The sequence below is a fragment of the Telluria sp. ZB4P34 genome, from assembly GCF_059686055.1.
On sequence record NZ_JCASIF010000007.1, the window covers coordinates 188,578 to 210,221 of the forward strand.

A 21,644-nucleotide genomic window follows, 5' to 3' on the forward strand; every position below is an offset into this window, starting at 1 on the left:
TTTTACCAGAGCAGCCTGCTGCCGCTTTAAAATGCAGGTTCGTCCATCTCCAAGAGTGCCGCATGCCCCGTTTCTACTGTCCCCAGCCCTTGATCGAAGGCAGTACCGTCGACCTGCCGGAAGCCGTCGCCCACCACCTGCACGTGGTGCGCCTGCAGCCGGGCGAGGCCCTGACCCTGTTCAACGGCGAAGGCGGCCAGGTGCGCGCCACCCTGCTCGAGAGCGGCAAGCGGCGGGCCTCGGTGCGGGTCGAGGCGCACGAGGCGGTCGAAGTCGAGCTGCCCTACGCCCTCACCCTGGCCCAGGGCCTGCCCGAGGGCAGCAAGATGGACTGGATCATCGAGAAGGCGGTCGAGCTGGGCGTGGCGGCCGTCGAGCCGCTGGCTGCCCGGCGCAGCGTGGTGCGCCTGTCCGGCGAGCGCGCTGAAAAGCGCCATGCGCACTGGCAGGGCGTGATCGAGGCCGCTTCCGAACAGTGCGGGCGCAACCGGCTGGCGCGCCTGAGCCCCGTCGCCGACTTCGGGCGCTGGATTGCGGCGCCCTCTTCCAGCCCGCGCATCCTGCTCAGCCCCCGCGCCCAGCAATCGCTTGCAGGCTGGGCCCGGCAGCACGGTCCGCAAGCGCTGACCCTGATGGTGGGACCGGAGGGCGGTTTCAGCAGTGAAGAGGAAGACGCCGCCCTCGCCGCCGGCGCGCTGGCCCTGTCGGTCGGCCCGCGGGTGCTGCGCACCGAGACGGCGGCGCTGGCGGCCATGGCCATGCTCGGCGGGCTGTGGGGCGGCATGTAGGCGCTATCTGGATGAAGAGGCTGGACGATGACTCCGGTAAAATAGCGGTTTGCCTTCCTCTTTTTGTTGCCTCACTAGCAACCACTGCCATGCTCCGTATCAGCGAACTCAAACTCCCCCTGAACCACCCCGAATCCGCCCTGCGCGACGCCATCCTGGCGCGCCTCGGCATTCCGGCCGGCGACCTGGTCGACTTCACCGTCTACAAGCGCAGCTACGATGCGCGCAAGAAGTCGGCCATCGTGCTGATCTACCAGGTCGACGTCGACGTGCGCAACGAGGCCGCCGTGCTGGCGCGCCTGAGCAAGGACCAGCACGTCGGCCCCTCGCCCGACACCAGCTACAAATTCGTCCCGGCCGCCAGGCCGGCGCCGGGCACGCCGCGTCCGGTCGTGGTGGGCATGGGTCCCTGCGGCATGTTCGTGGCCCTGATCCTGGCCCAGATGGGCCTGAATCCGCTGGTGCTCGAGCGCGGCAAGATCGTACGCGAGCGCACCGTCGACACCTTCGGCTTCTGGCGCAAGCGCAAGCTCAACACCGAGTCGAACGTGCAGTTCGGCGAAGGCGGCGCCGGCACCTTCTCGGACGGCAAACTGTACAGCCAGATCAAGGACCCGAAGCACTACGGCCGCAAGGTGCTCACCGAATTCGTCAAGGCCGGCGCGCCGGAAGAGATCCTGTACGTCAGCAAGCCGCACATCGGCACCTTCCGCCTGGTGAAGATGGTGGAAGAGATCCGCGCCGAGATTCAATCCCTGGGCGGCGAGATCCGCTTCGAGACGCGCGTGGACGACGTCTACGTGGGCGAAGAGAACGGGGTGCGCCAGGTCCAGGGCGTGCGCCTGTCCAGCGGCGAAGAGATCGCCACCCGCCACCTGGTGATGGCGATCGGCCACAGCGCGCGCGACACTTTCGAGCTGCTGTTCGAGCGCGGCGTCTACATCGAAGCGAAACCCTTCTCGATCGGCTTCCGCGTCGAGCACCCGCAATCCCTGATCGACGTCTGCCGCTTCGGCCCGAACGCCGGCAACAAGCTGCTGGGTGCGGCCGACTACAAGATCGTGCACCATGCCTCCAATGGCCGCTCCGTTTACAGCTTCTGCATGTGCCCGGGCGGCACCGTGGTGGCGGCGTCGAGCGAGGAAGGCCGGGTCGTCACCAACGGCATGAGCCAGTATTCGCGTAACGAGCGCAATGCCAACAGCGCGATCGTGGTCGGCATCACGCCGCAAGACTATCCGGGCCACCCGCTGGCCGGCATCGCCTTCCAGCGCGAGCTGGAATCGCGCGCCTTCGTCCTGGGCGGCTCGAACTACGACGCGCCGGGCCAGCTGATGGGCGACTTCGTGAAGGGCCGCGCCTCGACCGAGTTCGGTTCGGTGCTTCCCTCGTTCAAGCCGGCCGTGCACCTGACCGACCTGGCGCCATCGCTGCCCGACTACGCGATCGTCGCCATGCGCGAAGCCTTCGTGGCGTTCGACAAGCAGATCAAGGGCTACTACAAGGAAGACGCGGTGCTCACCGGCGTCGAGACCCGCACCTCGTCGCCGATCCGCATCAAGCGTAATGACGACGACCTGCAGAGCCTGAACACGCGCGGCCTGTTCCCGGCCGGCGAAGGCGCGGGCTACGCCGGCGGCATCATGTCGGCGGCGGTGGACGGCATCCGCGTGGCGGAAGCCGTGGCGATGGCGATGGCTGCGTGAGGATGCCTGCATGAGCCCTGCCAGCGGCGCGGGAGGGACGCCGCTCGGCCCAGGCCTGGCGATCCTGGCTTCGATGGTGTCGGTGAACGCCGGCGCCGCCTGGGCCAAGGGCCTGTTCCCGCTGGTGGGCAGCCAGGGCGTGACCGCCGTGCGCGTCGGCCTGGCCGCGCTCATCATGCTGGCCGTGGTGCGGCCCTGGCGCCGCCTGCCCTCGCGGCGCGACGCCGTCAACCTGCTCGTGTACGGCCTGATGCTGGGCTGTATGAACCTCCTGATCTACGGCGCCTTCGCGCGCATTCCCATCGGGGTGGCGGTCGCCATCGAAGTGGTGGGCCCGCTCGCGGTGGTGGTGCTGTCCTCGCGCCGTGCGCGCGACTTCGGCTGGGTGCTGCTGGCCGCGCTCGGGCTATGGCTACTGGCGCCCGTCCACGAAGGCGTACAGCCGCTCGATCCGGTCGGCGTGGCCTATGCGCTGGGCGCCGCCTTTTGCTGGGCGATGTACATCGTGTTCGGCAAGCGGGTGTCTCACCTTGGCGGCGGCCATGCGGTGGCCTGGGGCATGCTGGCGGCGGCGCTGTTTACGGTGCCGGTCGGCGTCGCCCATGCCGGCGCTGGCCTGCTGCTGCCCGCCGTGCTGGCCGGCGGCCTGGCGGTGGCGCTGCTGTCGAGCGCCCTGCCCTACTCGCTCGAGATGGTGGCGCTGGCGCGGCTGCCGCAACGCGTGTTCGGAATTTTGGTGAGCGCCGGGCCGGCCTTTGCGGCGCTGGCGGGGTGGATCGTGCTGGGGGAACGGCTCACGGGCATGCAGTGGCTGGCGATTGCCTTGGTGATCGTGGCCTGTGGCGGCGCGGCGGCGACCGCCGGCAAGAAGTCGTAGGGTGGTCGGCTTAGCCGACCGCGCGTTCAGCTAAGCTTCGAGCAGGGATACACGTCGCCACAATGCACAGGTGATTTGAACGCGCGGTCGGCAGAGCCGACCACCCTACGACCGGCATCCGCCGCGTCAAATCCACCCCGACCTCTTGAAGCGCCAGTACAGGTAGCCGCACACCCCAGCCATCGTGCACAGCGCCGCCGGGTAGCCGTACTTCCACTTCAGCTCGGGCATGAATTCGAAGTTCATGCCCCAGATGCCGGCGAAGGCCGTGAACACCGCGAAGATCGCCGCATACGAGGCCAGCTTCTTGCTGATGTCGTTCTCTTCGATCGCTACCATCGACAGCGTCACCTGGATCGCGGTGTTGATGGTGTCGCGCACCGTGTCCAGCCGACCCAGGATGCGCAGCAGGTGGTCGTGCACGTCGCGGAAGTAGTCCTGGGTCTCGAACACGACGCCGGGCACGCGCCCGCCGTGCAGGCGCCCGATCGCATCCATCAGCGGCACCACCGCGTGGCGCAGCACCTGCGACTTGCGCTTGAGCGCATACAGGCGCTCGACGTTGGCGCGCTGCCCGCCGGTCTGGCCGAAGATATGGTCCTCGATCGACTCCAGTTCGGATTCGAGCATGTCGACCACCGGGAAGTAGCGGTCCACCACCGCGTCGACCAGCGCATACAGCACGAAGCCGGAGCCCTTGCGCAGCTGGTGCGGCTCGCGTTCGGCGCGGGCGCGCACGCCGAGGAATCCCTGGTTGGCGTCGCGCCGCACCGACAGCACGTAGTTGGGGCCGGCGAAGATGGCCAGCTCGCCGGCGGAGAGCTCGTCGCCGCCCAGCTCCATGATGTGCAGGGTCATGAAGACGCTGTCGCCGTACTCTTCCATCTTGGGGCGCTGGTGCCCGCGCGTCGCGTCTTCCACCGCCAGTTCGTGCAGCTCGAACTCTTCCTGCATGGTGGCGATGTCTTCCTTGCCGGGGTCGCGCAGGGCGACCCAGACGAAGGTCTCGGGTTGTTTCAGGTATTCGCTGATGTCCTCGACGGGGATGTCGGACAGCTTCTTGCCTTCCTGGTAGGCGACACAGTTGATCAGCATGGACGATGGCGTAAAAGGCGAAACGAAATGATCCGCCAGCTTACACCATCGGAATCATTCTTCCCGTGCGCCATCTATCCCAAGTTCCACGATCTTGCGCGTGATGGTATTGCGCCCGATCCCGAGCCGCACCGCGGCATCGTTCTTGCGGCCGTGCGTGTGCCGCAGCGCCGTCTTGATCAGGGCCGATTCGAACTGGCGCCCGAGCGTGTCCATGACGTCGGTCTGGCCGGCGCTGAGCATGCCGGCGGCCTGCAGTTCGAGCAGCGCGATCCAGCTCCCGGGGGTGGCCGGCGCGTCCGCCGCCGGCGCGGATGCGGCCGGCGCCGGCTGCGGCGTGGCGTTGGCCCCGGGTTCCTGCAAGGTCGAGGGCGCCGGCTGGCCCTGGGTCAGGTCGCGCGGCAGGTCCTTGACCTCGACGGTCTGGCCGGGCGCCATCACGGTGATCCAGTTGCACAGGTTTTCGAGCTGGCGCACGTTGCCCGGCAGTTCCAGGCCGGCCAGGAAACGCATCGCCGGTTCGGACAGGCGCTTCGGTTCGACGCCCAATTGGCGTGCACTCTGCACCAGGAAGTGGCGCGCCAGGATCGGAATGTCGTCGCTGCGCTCGCGCAGGGACGGCAGGCGCAGGCGAATCACGTTCAGGCGGTGATACAGGTCTTCGCGAAACAGGCCGTCGCGCACGCGCTGTTCCAGGTTCTGGTGGGTGGCGGCGATCACGCGCACATTGGCCTTGACCGGCTGGTGCCCGCCGACGCGGTAGAAGTGGCCGTCGGACAGCACGCGCAGAAGACGGGTCTGTAAATCAAATGGCATGTCCCCGATTTCATCAAGGAACAGGGTGCCGTTCTCGGCCTGCTCGAAGCGGCCGCGCCGCATGGCCTGGGCGCCGGTGAAGGCGCCGCGCTCGTGGCCGAACAGTTCCGATTCCAGCAGGTCCTTCGGGATCGCCGCCGTGTTCAGCGCGATGAAGGGCTGCTGGGCGCGCGGGCTGTGCTTGTGCAGGGCGCGCGCGACCAGCTCCTTGCCGGTGCCGCTCTCCCCCGTGATCAGGACCGTCACGTTGGATTGCGACAGGCGGCCGATGGCGCGGAACACTTCCTGCATGGCCGGGGCGTGGCCGAGGATCTCGGGCGTCTCGGCGGGCGCCGCTTCCACGCTGGCCTCGCGCAGGCTTTCTTCCAGGGCGCGCCGGATCAGTGCCACCGCCTTGTCGATGTCGAAGGGCTTGGCCAGGTAATCGAAGGCGCCGCCCTGGAACGAGGCGACCGCCGAGTCGAGGTCGGAGAAGGCGGTGATGATGATGACCGGCAGGCCGGGATGGCGCGCCTTGACGGCGCCGAGGAGCTCGATGCCGGATTCGCCCGGCATGCGGATGTCCGACACCAGCACCTGCGGTGTGTCGCTTTCGAAAGCGGCCAGGGCATCCTGCGCGTTGGCGAAGCTGCGGGTCTCCAGGCTTTCGCGCGCCAGGGCTTTTTCCAGCACCCAGCGGATCGATGCGTCGTCGTCGACAATCCAGATTGGTTTCATGTGTTCGTGCTTCCCGCAATAAGGCTGGTTCGGGAACTCGTCTTTTATCTTCCACCCCCGTGGTCCCCGCTTATGGCAGGGGCAGCAGGATGCGGAAATCCGTGAGTCCAGGCCGGCTTTCGCACTCGATCACACCCAGGTGCTGCTGCACGAAGGTCTGCGCCAGCGTCAATCCGAGGCCGCTGCCGCCTTCGCGCCCGGACACGAGCGGATAGAAGATGCGGTCGCGGATCTCGGGTGCGATGCCCGGTCCATTGTCGATGATATGCAAATCTAATGCCAGCCCATAACGGACCTTGGCCAGGGTGACTTGGCGCGCCACCCTGGTGCGCAGCACGATCTCGGCGTCGCCCGCCGCGATGCGCCCCTTGAGGGCCTGGGCGGCATTGTGGGCGATGTTCAGCACCACCTGGATCAGCTGCTCCATGTCGCCCCGAAACTCGGGAATCGAGGCATCGTAGTCGCGCCGGATCGTGAGCCCGGCGGGGAACTCGGCCAGGATCAGGCTGCGCACGCGCTCGCAGACTTCGTGGATGTTGACGTCGCCGACGATGTGGGGTTTGCGGTGCGGCGCCAGCAGGCGGTCGACCAGGGTCTGGAGGCGGTCGGCTTCCTTGATGATGACTTGCGTGTATTCGGTGAGGTCGGCCGGGTGCTGCGGCGGCAGTTCCAGCTCGAGCAGCTGGGCCGCGCCGCGGATGCCGCCAAGCGGGTTCTTGATCTCGTGCGCCAGGTTGCGGATCAGCTCCTTGTTGGCCTGGCTCTGGTCGAGGATGCGTTCCTCGCGGTCGAGCTTGAGCTGCTGGACGTTCTCGCGCAGCTCGATCAGGAGCTCGCCCTCCCCGAGCGCGCTGACGATGCTGTTGACGTGCAGCGGTTCGCGTCCGGTGCGCTGCAGGGTCAGGTCCTGGCGCAGGTCGGCGTACTGGTGGGCCAGCGCCTGGGCGCACAGGGCCGCGAGTTCCGCGCCGTTGGCAAACAGCTCGGGCAGCGGCGCGCGCTGCAGCGACTTGAGCGAGAGTTCGAGCAGGTTCTCGGCAGCCGGGTTCGCGTAGTGCACCTCGCCGTTCGGCCCCAGCAGCAGCACGCTCGACGCCAGCAGGTCGAGGCCGGCGAAACGCCCGTGGGCGGCAGGGGTCGCCGGCGCCGTCATCGGATGCTGGTGATCTCGCGCTGCAGCGCCTCGATGTTGCGCTCGGTGCGGCCGATCTCGTCGCGCATCGAGGCCACGCGCTCCTGGTACTTGGCGTAGTTGCGCTCGTTGCCCTGGCGTTCCGGTTCGCCGTTGTTGAAGTCGCGGCGCAGCTCCTGCAGCTTCTTCTGCTCGATGCGCAGTTCGTCGTTGAGGATCTCGCGGCGGTCGTCGTCGCGCGCGCGCTGCTGGGCCGTGTCGACGCGCGGGAAGCTGGCCGGGCTGGCGACCGGGGCCGGGCCGTTCCCAGGCCGCACGGCAGGCGTACCCACGGCCGGGACCGGCGCCGAGGCGCGCGGCGGCGGAGGCGGCGCGTAACCCGGCAGGTCGAGGGACTTGCAGCCCTTGCGGCCCGTATCGGTGAATTCGACGCGGCCCTGGTCGTCCACGCACTTGTAGACGGCGCCCTGTGCCTGCGCCCCGTTCTGGAGCAGCAGCATGGCCGCGCAGCCTGCAGCAAGGTGGCGGAGATAGCTAATTGTCGTACGCATCAGGAATCGATCTGCACAATAAACGTGCACGTATTGTAGAACGGGCCGAGTGTACAGCAAGGATGAAAAAAGGCGGGGAAAGCCCTCGCTTTCCCCGCCTTTGTTACAGACCCTTACGCAGGTTGATGCATGTGCGCAACGGTTCTGTTGACCATTCGATTACGACGAGTAGTACATGTCGAACTCGGCCGGGTGCGGGGTCATGCGCAGTCGCTGCACTTCCTGCATCTTCAGCTCGATGTAGGCGTCGATCATGCTGTCGCTGAACACGCCGCCGCGGGTCAGGAACTCGCGGTCCTTGTCCAGGGCCTCGAGTGCTTCCTCGAGCGAGGCGCACACGGTCGGGATCAGCTTGTCTTCTTCCGGCGGCAGGTGGTACAGGTCTTTGGTGGCGGCTTCGCCCGGATGGATCTTGTTCTGGATGCCGTCCAAGCCGGCCATCATCAGGGCGGCGAAGCACAGGTAGACGTTGGCCAGCGGATCCGGGAAGCGGGTCTCGATGCGGCGGCCCTTCGGATTGGCCACGTGCGGGATGCGGATCGAGGCCGAGCGGTTGCGGGCCGAGTAGGCCAGCTTGACCGGCGCTTCGTAGCCCGGCACCAGGCGCTTGTACGAGTTGGTGCCCGGGTTGGTGATCGCGTTCAGGGCGCGGGCGTGCTTGATGATGCCGCCGATGTAGAACAACGCGGTGTCCGACAGGCCGGCATAGCCGTCGCCGGCGAACAGGTTCTTGCCGTCCTTCCAGATCGACTGGTGCACGTGCATGCCCGAGCCGTTGTCGCCGTTCATCGGCTTCGGCATGAAGGTCGCGGTCTTGCCGTAGCTGTGGGCGACGTTCCAGATCACGTACTTCATGTTCTGGGTCCAGTCGGCGCGCTCGACCAGGGTCGAGAACTTGGTGCCGATTTCGTTCTGGCCGGCGCCGGCCACTTCGTGGTGGTGCACTTCGACCGGGATCCCCATCGATTCGAGGATCAGGCACATTTCCGAGCGCATGTCCTGGAAGCTGTCGACCGGCGGGACCGGGAAGTAGCCGCCCTTGACGGTCGGACGGTGGCCGCTGTTGCCGCCTTCGATTTCCCTGTCGGTCGACCACGAGGCTTCATCCGAGTCGATCTTCACGAAGCAGCCCGACATGTCGATCTTCCAGCGGATCGAGTCGAAGATGAAGAATTCCGGTTCCGGGCCGAAGAAGGCGGTGTCGCCGATGCCCGAGGACTTCAGGTAGGCTTCGGCGCGCTTGGCGATCGAGCGCGGGTCGCGGTCGTAGCCCTTGCCGTCCGACGGTTCGATCACGTCGCACTGCATGAACAGGGTGGTCTCTTCCATGAAGGGATCGAGGTTGGCGGTGGCCGGGTCGGGCAGCAGCAGCATGTCGGAAGCTTCGATGCCCTTCCAGCCGGCGATCGACGAACCGTCGAAGGCGTGGCCCGACTCGAACTTGTCTTCGTCGAAGTGCGAGACAGGAACGGTCACGTGCTGCTCTTTGCCGCGGGTATCCGCGAAGCGTAAATCAACGAACTTCACTTCGTTGTCTTTAATCAATTGCATTACGTCTGCAGCCGTCTTTGCCATTCGTATCTCTCCTGAGTGAAAAGGGGGTGCCGCGCCGGGAAGACCACAGCGCAGCAACTTGCTTTACTTCAAAGCATGAACCGTGCCAACCTGCGGTTATGAGTAAATGCACAATGCTTCCTTGGAAAGCACTGGATTTTGGTCCTACAATCGACCTTCACCATGCGCGTGCACTGTCGCACAGTCGCACCGACTTGGTGCAAGCCGATGCGCAATGCACCATCGCAGCGCAGGATACACCGAACCAAGTTGGTGCAACGCTCTCTTTTGCCTTTAATCGCTTGCCTGGACTGAAAAACGCCATGACCACCATCGAATCGATCCTTGCCGCCGCGCGCCAGCGCGCCTCCGGACAGCCCTATGCCGGCGCCGTCACGCCCGACGAAGCGTATGCGCTCCTGCGGAGCGATCCGCGCGTGAAGCTGGTCGACGTGCGCACCAATGCCGAGCGCGACTGGGTCGGGCGGGTCGCCTTGCCCGAGGCCCAGCATGTGGCAGTCCAATGGGCCACCTACCCTGGCGGCGTGCCTAACCCGGAATTCGGCGACCAGCTCGAGGAAGTGGCGCGCAAGGACGAGGTGCTGCTGTTCCTGTGCCGCTCGGGCGTGCGCTCGCGCCACAGCGCACGCGTGGCCACGGAACGGGGGTTTGCCGAGTCCTACGACATCCTGGAAGGTTTCGAGGGCGACCGCGATGCCGAGGGGCACCGCAAGACCATTGGCGGCTGGTGCAAGGCGGGACTGCCCTGGATCGGCGCCTGAAGCGCCGCTGAATGCTTGCAACGTAGGGTGGTCGGCTCGGCCGACCGCGCGTTCAGCTAGCGAAAGCATCATCGCGCAGGCCGTTATATGTGATTTGAACGCGCGGTCGGGAAAACAGTCCACTGGACTGTTTTCCCCCGACCACCCTACGGCATTACCATCAGTTGCAGGCCCGAGGCCGCGCCCGGCGCGCGGTACACGCGCTGGGTCGCCTTGATAAAGTCTTCAGGCTTCGCTTTCGGGATGTGGGTGAAGGTCTGCGGATTCAGGTCGACCAGCGGGAACCACGAGCTCTGCACCTGCACCATGATGCGGTGGCCGCGGCGGAAGGTGTGGTTCACGTCGCCGATGTCGAAGCTGACCGCTTCCTGCTTGCCCGGGGTGAGCGGCTCCGGCTTTTCAAAACTGTTCCTGAACTTGGCACGCAGCGGATTGCCGCGCACCAGCTGCTGGAAGCCGCCCAGGTTCACGCTGGGCGGGCCCACGTCGTTGCCCTTGCGCTCGGCTGCCGGTGTCGGATACTCGTTCGGGTACACGTCGATCAGCTTGACCACCCAGTCGGCGTCCGTCCCGGTGGTCGACACGAACAGCTTCGGCACGACCGAACCGACGACCGTCACGTCTTCTTCCAGCACCTCGCTCTGGTACACCAGCACGTCCGGACGGGTGGCCGCGAAGCGCTGGTCCGACACCATGTATTCGCGCGGCACGCCGGTGGCCGGGTAGCCGATGAAGGGCACCGGTTTGCGAGGATCGGCCACGTACTCGTCGTAGCCGGCGCCTGCATGTTTGCCACCTTCGGCTGGCTGCTGCCAGCCGAGGCTGCCGTTCGGACCGAAGTACAGCGTGCGCGCCTTTGCCGGGGCCGGCGGCCAGGCCGCATAGCTGCGCCACACGTTGGTGCCGGTCTCGAAGGCCGTCACGCTTGGGAGCGCGCGCGCCGGCTTCACGCCTTTCAGGTGCTGTTCGAAGAAGGGGAACTGGATCTCGCGGCGGTAGTACTCGCTGGTCTTCGCATCGAAGCTCACATGGCCGAGGCGGGCGCCGTCGCCGCGCGCCCAGCCGCCGTGCACCCACGGCCCCATCACCAGCGCGTTCGGGGTGGACGGGTTGTATTTGCCGACCGCCTTGTAGATCGCGAAGGGGCCGGCCGGATCTTCGGCGTCGAACCAGCCGCCTACCGTGAGCACCGCCGCCTTCACGTTCTTCATGTGCGGGGTGATCGCGCGCGAGCGCCAGAACTCGTCGTAGGTGTCGTGCACGATGGTCGGCTCGAGCAGCGCGCGCTGCTCCGCGCTCATGGTGGCGAGGATGTTCGGCAGGGTCAGGCGCTTGAGGAAGAAATCATAGGCATCCGCCTCGCCGTACTCGAAGCGGGAACGCTCCTTGTTGCCGGGCGTCGGATTCTTCTGCGGCAGGAAGGACGCGTAAAAATCGAAGTTCGCCGACAGCATGAAGGCGCCGCCATGGTAAGAGTCGTCGCCCATGTACAGGTCGGCGATCGGCGCCTGGGGCGAGGCCGCCTTGATCGCCGGGTGTGAGTCGATGATGCTGGCCGCCGTGTAGAAGCCCGGGTAGCTGATGCCCCAGATGCCGACCCGGCCGTTGTTGTTGGGCACGTGCTTGAGCAGCCACTCGACGGTGTCGTACATATCCTCGCTCTCCTGCCCCTCGCCCTTCTCGCGCTTGGCCTTGGCGTGCGGGGTCATCTCCTGCCACGCCCCTTCCGACATGTAGCGGCCGCGCACGTCCTGGGTCACGAAGATGTAGCCGGCATCTTCCAGCTCACGCGAGGGGCCGAGCGATTCGGGATACCAGTCCACGCCGTAGCGTTGCTGGCCCTGCGCGTGCACGCCGGCGCTGTACGGGGTGCGCTGCACCAGGAAGGGATAGGGCCTGGCGCCGTCCTTGGGCACGTACACCGTCGTGAACAGCTTCACGCCGTCGCGCATCGGGATGCGGTATTCGTACTTGGTGTAGGCCTCGCGCGGGCTGCGCTTCTGGGCAGGTGCATCGGCCTGGGCTGCGAGGCTGCTGGCCGTGACGCCTGCGCTGCAGGCCAGCATCATGCCCAGCGCGATGGCGGAAAAAGGACGACGGATCATGGTTGTTCCCGGAAAGACGGACAAAGACCGCCAGTGTAATCCGTTTCCAACTGGAATTACTATTCCTGCACGATCATGTCGTGCGCGGCACCGCCATGCCGTTGCGGTCGATGGTCCCGCGCACCCGTTCGCGCACGAAGTTGATGTGGCTGCGCAGGCGGTACAGCTCCTCCGCATACGCGAGCGGAATCGAGATGTGGTTGACGCTCTCCTCGATGTCGTCGAGGCGGTGCAGGAGGCCCTCGCGTGCAGCCTCGCGGTCGTCCAGCGGGATCGCTTCGAGTTCCTGTTCCACCTTGCGCAGCTCGCCGTACCAGCGGTACACGCGCGAGCGCACGCGCCACACGTAGATCGGCGGGACGATCCGCGACAGCGGGATCAGGAGCGCCGCCAGCGCCACCGCCACCACCCACAGGCGCTCGAACAGGTTGGCCAGCCAGAAGCGCATGTAGCGCTGCATGAAGGGCGGCCCGTCGCGGTAGTAGCGCGCAGCGGCATCGGCCACCGGGATCTCGGTGTACTTCGGCGAGGGGAACTGGCCCTGCTGCTGGAACCATCCCGCCTTGCCGTGGATCTCGCCGGCCGACCTCACCAGCAGGCCCACCAGGGCCGGATGCAGGTCTTCCCGCGCCACCAGCGTGGCGGTGGGCGCGATCAGGTGGTAGTCCTGGGCCGGGATGTCGCGCCCGAGGTCGACGATTCCGCGCGGCAGCACGACGTGGGTGAGAAACGGCAGGCGCCGTGTATAGGCGTCGGCCTGGGCAAAGTTGAAGAGTTTGATACCGGGCGTCTGCAGCAGCATCTGGATCAGCGGCGCTTCCGGTGCGGAGCTGAACACCAGGCCATCGATGCTCCCGGCCAGCAGCGCCATCGTCGCCGGCGTGTTCTCCAGGGCGCCGACCTGCAGCTCGCTTGGGTCGATGCCGTTCGCGTCCAGCACCTGGCGAAACAGGCGCGGCACGCCAGTGCCTTCGGGCCCGAGGTTGATGCGCTTGCCGCGCAGGTCGGTGAGCTGCGCCACCCCGGCCGACTCGCGCAGGAACAGCCAGACCGGTTCGGTAAACAGGCTGCCCAGCGACACCAGGCCGGCGCGGACAGCCTGCCCGTCCTCGGTCGAGCCGCTCTGCACGAAGGCAGCATCCACCTTGCCTTCGATAAGGCGTTCCAGGTTCTCATGGGAGCCCAGGGAAGGCTGCAGGCTCAGCTTGATCTCGTCGCGCGCCAGGCGGGCCGCGTACTGGCGGCCGAATTCCTCGTAGGCGCTATTGAACTGGCCGGTGGCCATGCTGAGCTGGCGCGGCGGCGCAGGATCGACCCAGATATAGGCCAGCACCGCCACCGCGATCGCCGCCAGCAGCGTCGGCCCGCTCGCCACCAGCAGGTCGCGCAGGGACACGATGCTGAACTGGCGCACCCGGGTCACGGCGCGCAGGATGCTGCCACCCCGGGCAGCGCCGGCGCCGGACGCGCCATCCGGTTTTACCGGACGCACTGGCGCTGGGCGGCCACGCTGCCCGGAGGCGGTTCGATCATCGGCATCAGGCTCGGCGCCAGGTTGGTCAGCAACTGCACCGGCAGCGCGCTGGTGAAGTCGTAGTTGCCCGACTGCGGCCCTGCCACGTACGCGGTCATGCTGCCGAAGTAGCGCTCGCCGATGTTGAAGACGAAGGTGGCCGAGCGGTTCACGTAGCGCGATTCGATCACCCGCCCGCCGCGCGCATACACTTCGAAGCGCTGGTCGCCGGTACCGGTCTTGCCGCCCACGGCGATCACGCTGGCGTCAGCCTGCGTGAACGCGGTCTTGACGCGCTTGGCCGTGCCGTCGGTCACCACGCCCTGGATGGCGTCGGCCACAACACGAGCAACTTCGGGCGAGAGGACCTGCTCCTTGCCGCCGCCCTTGCTGCGCTTGACCAGGGTCTCGTAAGGCGTGGCCTTGGCGAAGTGCAGCGAGTCGATGCGCTCGACCGGCTTGCGCACCCCGCCGTTGACGATGATGCCCATCAGCTCGGCCAGCGCGGCCGGACGGTCGGCCGAGGCGCCCAGCGTGGTCGCGTAGGACGGCACCAGCGAGTCGAACGGGTAGCCCATCTTCTTCCATTGCGCATGGATCTTGAGGAAGGCTTCCACTTCGAGCAGGCCGGCGATGCGGTTGTCCTGCGCGTGCTTGCGGTGGGTCTTGAACAGCCACGAATACACTTCCTGGCGCTCCTTGACGCTGGCATTGGTCACCTCGGTCCAGCCGGCCTTCGGATGGGTCCGCAGGTAGCCCGCCAGCCACAGCTCGAGCGGGTGCACCGAAGCCACGTAGCCGCGGTCGGCCAGCGACATATTGCGCGGGTCGTACATCTCGTACATCTTCGGGATGCGCTCCGGGTCCATGTCGCTCCCGGCCGGCAGCGACTTCGTGATGAAGTCGCCGAACTGCGCCAGCGTGGCGCCCGGGAACACGGTACGGTGCGCGGCGGCCAGCTTGGACGCGAACGGACGCACGCCGGAGAACAGCAGCGCCTCGATCTCGGCCGGGGTCTTGCCCTTGTACTTGTTCCAGAACTTGGCCATGAACACCTTGCCTTCGTTGTCGGCGAAGCGGGCCAGGTACATCTGGCGGCGCGGGTCGTCGGCATCGGCCAGCAGCTGGGCCGAGGAGCCCGGCAGCTGGAACATGTAGTAGCGCACCACGTCGCGCATCATGCGCACGAACACCAGGTTGGTCGACTGGCGCAGGGCCTCGGTGACCGTCATGATCTTGCTGTTGTCCAGCTTGCTGAAGTTGCCGAAGGTGTGCAGGCCGCCGCCGGTGAAGAAGGATTCGCCGGGGTTAGCCGAATACTTGCGTTCCATGGCTGCGTCCAGCATCGGCTTGAGGCCGCGGTCGGCGCCCTTCGGCAGCGTGCGGAAGTATTCCAGCGCCCATTGCGACATGCGGTCCTTCGCATCGACTTCCACCCCCATCAGGCCGATCTCGTCCATCGGCTCGAAGCGCTTGTGCAGCTGGTCGACGATGTCGAGGTAGGTCACCAGGGTGCGCAGCTTGGCGGTGGAGCCCAGGTCGAGCTTGGCGCCTTCGTTGATGTCGAGCGGCTGGTCGTAGTTGTCGGTCTGGACCCGCAGGTAGTTCACGTGCTCGCCGCGTTCATACAGGGTAAAGCTGTACACCACCTGGGACGGGTCGCCATTGCCGAGCAGGCCCTTGCCGGTCAGGCCGGCGGCTTTCGCGACCTCGGCGTCGGACAGCTGGCGCAGCGTGTCGGTCACGGCTTTCTGCACCCCGGCGTCGAGGGTCGAGACCACCGACAGGTCGAGGCGGTCGAGGTTGTACAGGCGGTTGTCGCCCACCAGGTAGCCGAGGTGGTTGCGCACGGCGTTGGCGGCCTTGCGCGAGACGAAGGCATCGGCGCCCGGCGGAGCCACGCCCGAGCCCTGGGCCGGATGCAGCGTCAGCTTCAGCGCGGCATCGCGCAGCTGCGGCGTGATCACGCCGGCCTGGGCCAGCACGCGCAGGTGGCTGTTGGTGAGCGTTTCCAGGTCTTGTTCGCCATCGCCCAGGTAATACGCGGGACGGCGCTGCGCGATCATCAGGGACAGCGCTTCCTTGTAGGCCATCACGGCGTCCGGGGTGTTCATCGGCCCCTTCAGCATGCGGCTGGTGCGGTCGAAGTCACGGCCGTACCAGACCCACAGGCCGTCGCCGATGCCGTTGACTTCGCCGTAGCCCGGCTTGGCCGACAGCGGCACGGTATTCAGGTAATCGAGCACGATCTGGCGGCGCGCCCCGGTGGTGTCTTCGCCATCCTGGTAGGCGCGCAGCGTGGCGGAGGCCATCTGGATCAACTTGTCGCCCAACGAACCGGTACGCCCTTCCGGCGAATGGCGGTATTTCTCGATCTGGGTCGCCAGGGTACTGCCGCCGGCCACGCGGCCTTCGCCGCCCAGGCCGATGCTGCTCAGGGTCTTGTCGAACACCGCCTTCGAGAAGCGGTCCCACTCGACGGCCGGGTTGCGGTGCGGATAGGCCGGGTCGAGCAACTCGCGGTTCTCGATGAACAGCAGGCTTTGCACCAGCAATGGCGGCGCATCGTCGAACTTGTGATAGAAGCGCTCGGGGAAACGGGAGGCGAACAGGGGCTGGGCGCGGCAGTCCAGGATCTCGAGGCCGACCTTGGTCTTCTCGTGGTAGGTGGCGTACAGGCCGCGGTCGGCCATCTCGACCATCTCGGGCGACATGCGCGCCTGGGCGTCGATATGGTAGCCGCGCGACTGCAGCTTCTGCAGGTAGGCCGGCAGGTTGGCGTAGCCCAGGCGGGTGTCATAGGGGCTGGCGGCCGGGAAGCGGATCGCATTGCTCGGCCCCTTCTCCATGCGGTAGGTGAGGTCGTCCGCCATCTCGGCGAAGATCTTCGCCTGCAGGCGCGAGCTGCGTATCTCGAGGGCGCCCCAGCCGGCCAGCAGCACCAGCGCGATCAGCAGGCCGAGGTAGAACCAGGTCCTGGCGCGGCGCTTGCGCGGCGCCGGCTCGGGCGCATCTTCGGGCGCATCTTCGGGCGTGTCGTCCGGACGCTGCGGCGGCCGTGGGGCGCCGCCGGGCGCACCGCCGCCGGCCGCCAGGTGCGGATAGGCTTCGTACAGGGGAAGGTCATTGGCGCCCGCAGACGCGAGGACGGGTGCGCCGCCGGCCATGGCCTGGGCAGGCCGCCGCAACCACTCGCCCAAGGCGCGGATGACATTACTGGGCCGCTGGTTGCGGCGAATACTTTCCATGATGGCTCAACTGGTTCGAATCAAAACGCGCTCAATCCCTGCCGACCTGCCCGCCATCCTTGCCCTGGTGTGTTCGAGTGATTTGTCCTCGTCAGCTTGCAAAAATGCGCGGTGCAAACTCACTCAGGATTGCACCTCCACAGGTATCATTCCACCACATCAACACGACACGCGCGAGACAGGGTTTAACAATTTTGATGCGCGCGATGTATTTTCGCAAAAAAACAACGGCTGAGTTAGCAGGACGGCATGCAGTCCTACAAAGGTCGGAATCCAACCATGCAGCGCTGCAGTACGACCTGCATCGCGGGGAAGGCAGGCTCCACCTGTTTATCAACGCTCAGGGTGCGTTCCAGGTGGACAGTGACTCGAAATAAATGAACGGCTCAGGCCTGCGGCGTGCCCGCGCGCAACTCTTCCAGCGCACCCAGGCAGTAATACTGGAACCACAGCCCGGCGAACAGGAAGATCATGATGTACAGCCATAGCGACAGCATGGCCAGGAAGGGAAACAGCACGATCGACAGCAGCGCTCCGCCCATCCAGGCAATCCCGGGCAGCGCTCCGGCCAGGCCCGAGGCGAAGCCGATCCCCAGCAGCGCGCCGCGGCGGCGCCGCATCAGGGCGCGCCGCTCGTCCGCGCTGGCGTGCGCGGCCAGGGCGTCGTAGCTCATCACGCGCGAGGTCACCCAGGCCCACAAGCAGGCCTGCACCAGCCAGGCCAGCGGCGGCACCGCATACAGCGGCAAGGTGAGCAGCCACAACACGGCGAACACGGCCGTGCTGCCGACGTTGATCGCAATGCTGCCGATGAAGGAACCGCCCTCCTTCTTCTCGAGCTTGGGATACTGGGTCAACCCGACGTGGCGCTCGATGGCCGGCATCGCGATCACGCCCATGAACAGCAGCGCCGAACCGATCATCAGGGGCAGCAGCAGCGCGATGGCCACCAGCGGCACCACCATCACCTTCAGCACGCCCAGGCCCAGCATCGCCAGCATGCTGCCGCCCGACTGGAACAGGCCGTAGTCGGCGAACGCGCCCTGCAACCAGTCGAGCAGCGGCTGCAGGCCGGTCCACAGGACGGCGCCCCACAGCAGCAGCGACAGCGCCAGCGGCGCGCTGGACAGCACCAGCATGCGGCGCGAGAACTGGGCGCGCAGCGCGCGCCGGTAGGCCAGGCCGACGCCGTTCATGCGCGCACCCGGCCGGTCGCGAAGTCTCGAGGGAAGTCGGGGCGTTCATTGCACGGCATCGCGGCTCCTTGTTTGGATTCAATATTGCCATTCTACGCACAAGGCCCCAGGTGTTGCCGTTTGGCGTGCCCCGGAGCGATGCACTACAATCGCCGTTCAACTTGAACAACAGGGAAAACCATGTCCACGATTACTACTGATTCCGGCCTGCAATACGAAGACACCGTCGCCGGCAGCGGCGCCGAGGCGAAAGCCGGCCAGCAGGTTACCGTCCACTATACGGGCTGGCTGCGCAACGACGACGGCAGCCAGGGCGCCAAGTTCGATTCGAGCAAGGACCGCAACGACCCGTTCCAGTTCGCGCTGGGCGCCGGCCACGTGATCCGCGGCTGGGACGAAGGCGTGCAGGGCATGAAGGTCGGCGGCCAGCGCCGCCTCACCATCCCGGCCAGCCTCGGCTACGGCGCCCGCGGCGCCGGCGGCGTGATCCCGCCGAATGCGACGCTGATCTTCGACGTCGAACTGCTGGCGGTCTAAACCGCAGCACTTCGCCAAACGTAGGGTGGTCGGCTTCGCCGACCGCGCGTCCAGATCACGTATGCCGGCATGCAGCGCGATTTTTCGGCGACTGCTTGAACGCGCGGTCGGCAGAGCGTGGTCCAGTCCACTGGACTGGACCACCCCTACGCCCGAGCATCCCCTCTAAAGTTCGCGCCATTTGGCGGTGGACACGCCCCTCCTGCGCTAAGATCGCCTCTTGCATGACCAAGATGCCAACGCAACCCACACAGGAGTTTTCATGAGCTTGCAGGAACAGTTCGCCCAGGCCCAGGCCGAATCCAAGAATCTGCCGGAACGCCCGGACAACATGACCTTGCTGAAGATTTACGCGCTGTACAAGCAGGGCTCGAGCGGCGACGCCACCGGCGAGCGCCCGGGCATGACCGACTTCGTCAACCGCGCCAAGTTCGACGCGTGGGCGGCCCTGAAGGGCACCTCGCAGGAAGACGCAATGCAGCAGTACATCGACCTGATCGAAGAACTGAAGGGCTGATGCCCTCCCCGGCCGCCCTCCCAGGGCGGCCCCTCCCTGCCGTTCAAGCGGGTGCGAACACCTTGCGCATCTTTTCCGCCACCTTGGCCTCGATGGCCGGGGCGAATGCGCCCATGAAGAATCCCAGCCGTATCCGCATGGCCGCGCGCTGGCCTTCCAGGCTGAGGGCGCCTTCCACGCCGCTGCGCTCGAAACGCAGCACGTCGCCCTCCCATTGGCACGCCAGGCCGTATTCGGCCGCGATCCGCTGCGCCACCTGCTGGGCCGCTTCACGCGCCTGCTGCGGGCTCAAGTTGTGTTCCTGGACGATGCTGATTTCCGACATGCTGGGCAATCCTTCTTTCTATTCGTTTCTGGCGGTTGCAATGAAGTCCGCCATGATGCCAGCTGACGGCTGAGTAGGCCAGTCTCGCGGCGGATTCCGTCCGTTCCAAATCAATTGATTTTAGTCAATGCCAGCATTGCCGGGCGCGCGACCATGGAGCTGCCGCCCGACATTTCGCAAGGAGCCGTCATGGAACCAGGTGCCCTCTTGCCGGACGAACTGGCCACGCCCGACAGTGACCAGCCGCCGGTCCGCTTCATCCCCACGCCCAGCGCCCCCGACCAGCAGCAGCATCGCCTGGCCCGCCTGCTCGCGCAGCCTGCCGGGCCGGCCGGTGCCGAGTCGGCCCCTGCCGGGTTGCCTGAACCGGGCGCCGACGAAGGCGCATCGGCCGAAGCGCCGCCCTTGCCGCATGCCTTCGGCGCCCGGGTGCTGATGTGGAAGCAGGACCCTTCCGTGGGCGAGATCGGCACCCGCCGCGCCTACCTGCCCGGCCCGGTACTGGCCGGTCCGCGCGACGCCCGCATCGCGCCGGGCAGCCCCGGCATCGACCCGGTCGAGCCGAACGCCTTCGGCGACTTCGTCACCCGGCCCGACACCCCGCAGTTCGACGCGGTGCACACCTTCGCCGTGGTGCGCCAGACCCTGACCATGTACCAGCGCGCCCTGCTGAACGCCGGCATGGACATGCCCTTGCCCTGGCAGTGGAACACCAGCATGGACACCCGTCCGCTGGCGGTCTATCCCCATGGCCTGCCGAACGTGATGAACGCCTTCTACAGCCGCACCCAGGCCTGCCTGAAGTTCGGCGACTTCATTCCGACCGGGACAAGCGCGGGGGGCGACGGCGGCGAGGCTGCGCGCGTGTACACCTGCCGCTCCTTCGACATCGTGGCCCACGAGGCGGCCCACGCTGTGCTCGACGGCCTCAAGCCGCAATGGCTGCTGGCCGACGCCCCGCCCCAGACCGGCGGCCTGCACGAAGCCTTCGGCGACCTCACCGCGATCTTCCTGGCCCTGTCCCAGCTCGACCAGTGCGAAGCGGTGGTGGCCCAGACCAAGGCCCACCTGCACGACAAGACCTACCTGGCCGACATCGCCGAAGAGTTCGGGATGGCGCTGGGCGGCAGTAGCGGCCTGCGCAACGCCGACAACGACCTGACCCTCGGACAGGCCGGCGCCCAGGTGCATGCGATCTCGCAGGTCTTCACCGGCGCCATGTACGACGTACTGGCCGACATGTTCGCCTACGAACGCAATCCGCACGTCGACGACTGCGCCGCCGTGCTGCACCGGGTGGCCGCCTACCTGCGCAGCCTGCTGCTGCGCGCCCTGATCGCCGCGCCCGACAGCGCGGCGAGCTTCGTGGACGTGGCCAACGCGATGCTGCGCATCGTGCAGGACGACGGCAAGCCGCCCATCTACGCTGCCTTCATCCGCAACCAGTTCGCACGCCGCGACGTGGTCGAGCAACCCACCCCGGTCCCGGCCGCCGCGCCCGACGCCCTGGCGCCCTGCGTGCCGCTGGCCGCCAAGGTATGCGACGCGCCCGGCGCGCGCCAGGACCGGCGCGCCTGCTGCGGCACCATGAACCTGCCCGAGTACTACCGGGTGGACCGGGTGCTCGACGGCGAATCCCGGGCGCTGGCGCGCTGGTGCGCTGCCAACGGCCGCCTCGGCGAGTGCGTCGCGCCGCCCGCCGGCGTGCTGCCGGTAGCAGCGGACGGGGCATGAAGATCAGCGCACGCGCCTGCGGCGGCTTTGCCGGGCTGGCCGAGGCCTACGATCTCGACACCGCCGTGGATCCGGGCGGCGGCGAGCTCGAGGACCTCCTGCGGCGGCTCGACTTCTTTGCGGCGGCGCCCAGTTGCCCGCTCGGGGCCGACCTGCCGCGCTGGGAAATCACGGTCGAAGATGGCGGACGCTGCCATACCGTGTTCCTGCGCGAGGACGGCAGCGGCGGCGACTGGCAGGCCCTGCTCGACCGCTTGAGGATGCGCGCCTGAACCCTGCAGGGCAGTGCAGGACCGTCGCCGCCCTGCGCCGCGCCGCCACGGGCCACATTTGCTTATATATATTGTGTATAAGCCTGATTTGTAGGAAAACCCGAATTGCCCTAAAATACAGTGCTTTGCAAGTCCCGCCGGCCCATTCAGCGCCTGTGCAGCGACACTACACCAACTAA

The 21,644-nt window shown here is 66.8% G+C and carries 18 protein-coding genes; 8 read left to right on the forward strand and 10 right to left on the reverse strand.

Features of this window, described 5'->3' with window-relative positions:
* Positions 1–62: 62 nt before the first annotated feature.
* From AC56KL_RS14145 to AC56KL_RS14155, 3 genes are all read left to right on the forward strand, one after another.
* Complete coding sequence (locus AC56KL_RS14145) at positions 63–788, forward strand: 16S rRNA (uracil(1498)-N(3))-methyltransferase (RefSeq protein ID WP_497180798.1); 726 nt, start codon at positions 63–65, stop codon at positions 786–788.
* An 89-nt stretch (positions 789–877) separates the two neighbouring features.
* Positions 878–2,494 (forward strand): NAD(P)/FAD-dependent oxidoreductase, encoded by a 1,617-nt coding sequence (locus AC56KL_RS14150; RefSeq protein ID WP_497180799.1) that lies wholly within the window; start codon positions 878–880, stop codon positions 2,492–2,494.
* A 10-nt stretch (positions 2,495–2,504) separates the two neighbouring features.
* Positions 2,505–3,371: an EamA family transporter gene (locus AC56KL_RS14155; protein WP_497180800.1), complete on the forward strand. Its 867-nt coding sequence runs from the start codon at positions 2,505–2,507 to the stop codon at positions 3,369–3,371.
* A 126-nt stretch (positions 3,372–3,497) separates the two neighbouring features.
* On the opposite strand, the gene corA is transcribed toward AC56KL_RS14155, so the two are convergent.
* The 5 genes from corA to glnA form a co-directional block, all read right to left on the reverse strand.
* Entirely contained in the window at positions 3,498–4,466 is a 969-nt protein-coding gene (corA, locus tag AC56KL_RS14160; protein WP_497180801.1) for a magnesium/cobalt transporter CorA, read from the reverse strand.
* A gap of 54 nt (positions 4,467–4,520) precedes the next feature.
* Positions 4,521–5,999 (reverse strand): nitrogen regulation protein NR(I), encoded by a 1,479-nt coding sequence (gene ntrC, locus AC56KL_RS14165; RefSeq protein ID WP_497180802.1) that lies wholly within the window; start codon positions 5,997–5,999, stop codon positions 4,521–4,523.
* 70 nt (positions 6,000–6,069) lie between these two features.
* Entirely contained in the window at positions 6,070–7,152 is a 1,083-nt protein-coding gene (gene glnL, locus AC56KL_RS14170) for a nitrogen regulation protein NR(II) (protein ID WP_497180803.1), read from the reverse strand.
* Positions 7,149–7,682 carry a DUF4124 domain-containing protein gene (locus AC56KL_RS14175; RefSeq protein WP_497180804.1) on the reverse strand — a complete coding sequence of 178 codons (534 nt, stop codon included), beginning with the start codon at positions 7,680–7,682 and terminating at the stop codon, positions 7,149–7,151. The genes glnL and AC56KL_RS14175 overlap by 4 nt, the downstream gene beginning before the upstream one ends.
* Positions 7,683–7,841: 159 nt before the next feature.
* Positions 7,842–9,257, reverse strand: a complete 1,416-nt coding sequence (gene glnA / locus AC56KL_RS14180) for a type I glutamate--ammonia ligase (protein WP_497180805.1) — start codon at positions 9,255–9,257, stop codon at positions 7,842–7,844.
* Between the two features lie 302 nt (positions 9,258–9,559).
* On the opposite strand from glnA, the gene AC56KL_RS14185 reads away from it, so the two are divergent.
* On the forward strand, positions 9,560–10,018 hold the full coding sequence (locus AC56KL_RS14185) for a rhodanese-like domain-containing protein (protein ID WP_497180806.1): 459 nt from the start codon (positions 9,560–9,562) through the stop codon (positions 10,016–10,018).
* 146 nt (positions 10,019–10,164) lie between these two features.
* Here AC56KL_RS14185 and AC56KL_RS14190 read toward each other — a convergent pair whose 3' ends face one another.
* The 4 genes from AC56KL_RS14190 to AC56KL_RS14205 form a co-directional block, all read right to left on the reverse strand.
* A complete protein-coding gene (locus AC56KL_RS14190) occupies positions 10,165–12,123 on the reverse strand; it encodes a CocE/NonD family hydrolase (protein WP_497180807.1) in 1,959 nt (652 codons plus the stop codon).
* A 73-nt stretch (positions 12,124–12,196) separates the two neighbouring features.
* Positions 12,197–13,546, reverse strand: coding sequence for a TAXI family TRAP transporter solute-binding subunit (locus tag AC56KL_RS14195; RefSeq protein ID WP_497180829.1), 1,350 nt, complete (start codon positions 13,544–13,546; stop codon positions 12,197–12,199).
* Between the two features lie 56 nt (positions 13,547–13,602).
* Positions 13,603–16,884 carry a transglycosylase domain-containing protein gene (locus AC56KL_RS14200; RefSeq protein ID WP_497180808.1) on the reverse strand — a complete coding sequence of 1,094 codons (3,282 nt, stop codon included), beginning with the start codon at positions 16,882–16,884 and terminating at the stop codon, positions 13,603–13,605.
* Between the two features lie 386 nt (positions 16,885–17,270).
* Positions 17,271–18,080, reverse strand: coding sequence for an EI24 domain-containing protein (locus tag AC56KL_RS14205; protein WP_497180809.1), 810 nt, complete (start codon positions 18,078–18,080; stop codon positions 17,271–17,273).
* Between the two features lie 180 nt (positions 18,081–18,260).
* Here AC56KL_RS14205 and AC56KL_RS14210 point away from each other — a divergent pair, with 180 nt between their 5' ends.
* Together AC56KL_RS14210 and AC56KL_RS14215 are read left to right on the forward strand one after the other, a co-directional pair.
* Complete coding sequence (locus AC56KL_RS14210) at positions 18,261–18,617, forward strand: FKBP-type peptidyl-prolyl cis-trans isomerase (protein WP_497180810.1); 357 nt, start codon at positions 18,261–18,263, stop codon at positions 18,615–18,617.
* A gap of 262 nt (positions 18,618–18,879) precedes the next feature.
* Positions 18,880–19,134, forward strand: a complete 255-nt coding sequence (locus AC56KL_RS14215) for an acyl-CoA-binding protein (RefSeq protein WP_227800198.1) — start codon at positions 18,880–18,882, stop codon at positions 19,132–19,134.
* A 43-nt stretch (positions 19,135–19,177) separates the two neighbouring features.
* On the opposite strand, the gene AC56KL_RS14220 is transcribed toward AC56KL_RS14215, so the two are convergent.
* Positions 19,178–19,459 carry a polyhydroxyalkanoic acid system family protein gene (locus AC56KL_RS14220; RefSeq protein ID WP_497180811.1) on the reverse strand — a complete coding sequence of 94 codons (282 nt, stop codon included), beginning with the start codon at positions 19,457–19,459 and terminating at the stop codon, positions 19,178–19,180.
* 189 nt (positions 19,460–19,648) lie between these two features.
* Here AC56KL_RS14220 and AC56KL_RS14225 point away from each other — a divergent pair, with 189 nt between their 5' ends.
* On the forward strand, positions 19,649–21,193 hold the full coding sequence (locus tag AC56KL_RS14225) for a hypothetical protein (RefSeq protein ID WP_497180812.1): 1,545 nt from the start codon (positions 19,649–19,651) through the stop codon (positions 21,191–21,193).
* On the forward strand, positions 21,190–21,465 hold the full coding sequence (locus tag AC56KL_RS14230) for a protealysin inhibitor emfourin (RefSeq protein WP_497180813.1): 276 nt from the start codon (positions 21,190–21,192) through the stop codon (positions 21,463–21,465). Before AC56KL_RS14225 ends, AC56KL_RS14230 begins: the two co-directional genes overlap by 4 nt.
* Positions 21,466–21,644 lie beyond the last annotated feature (179 nt).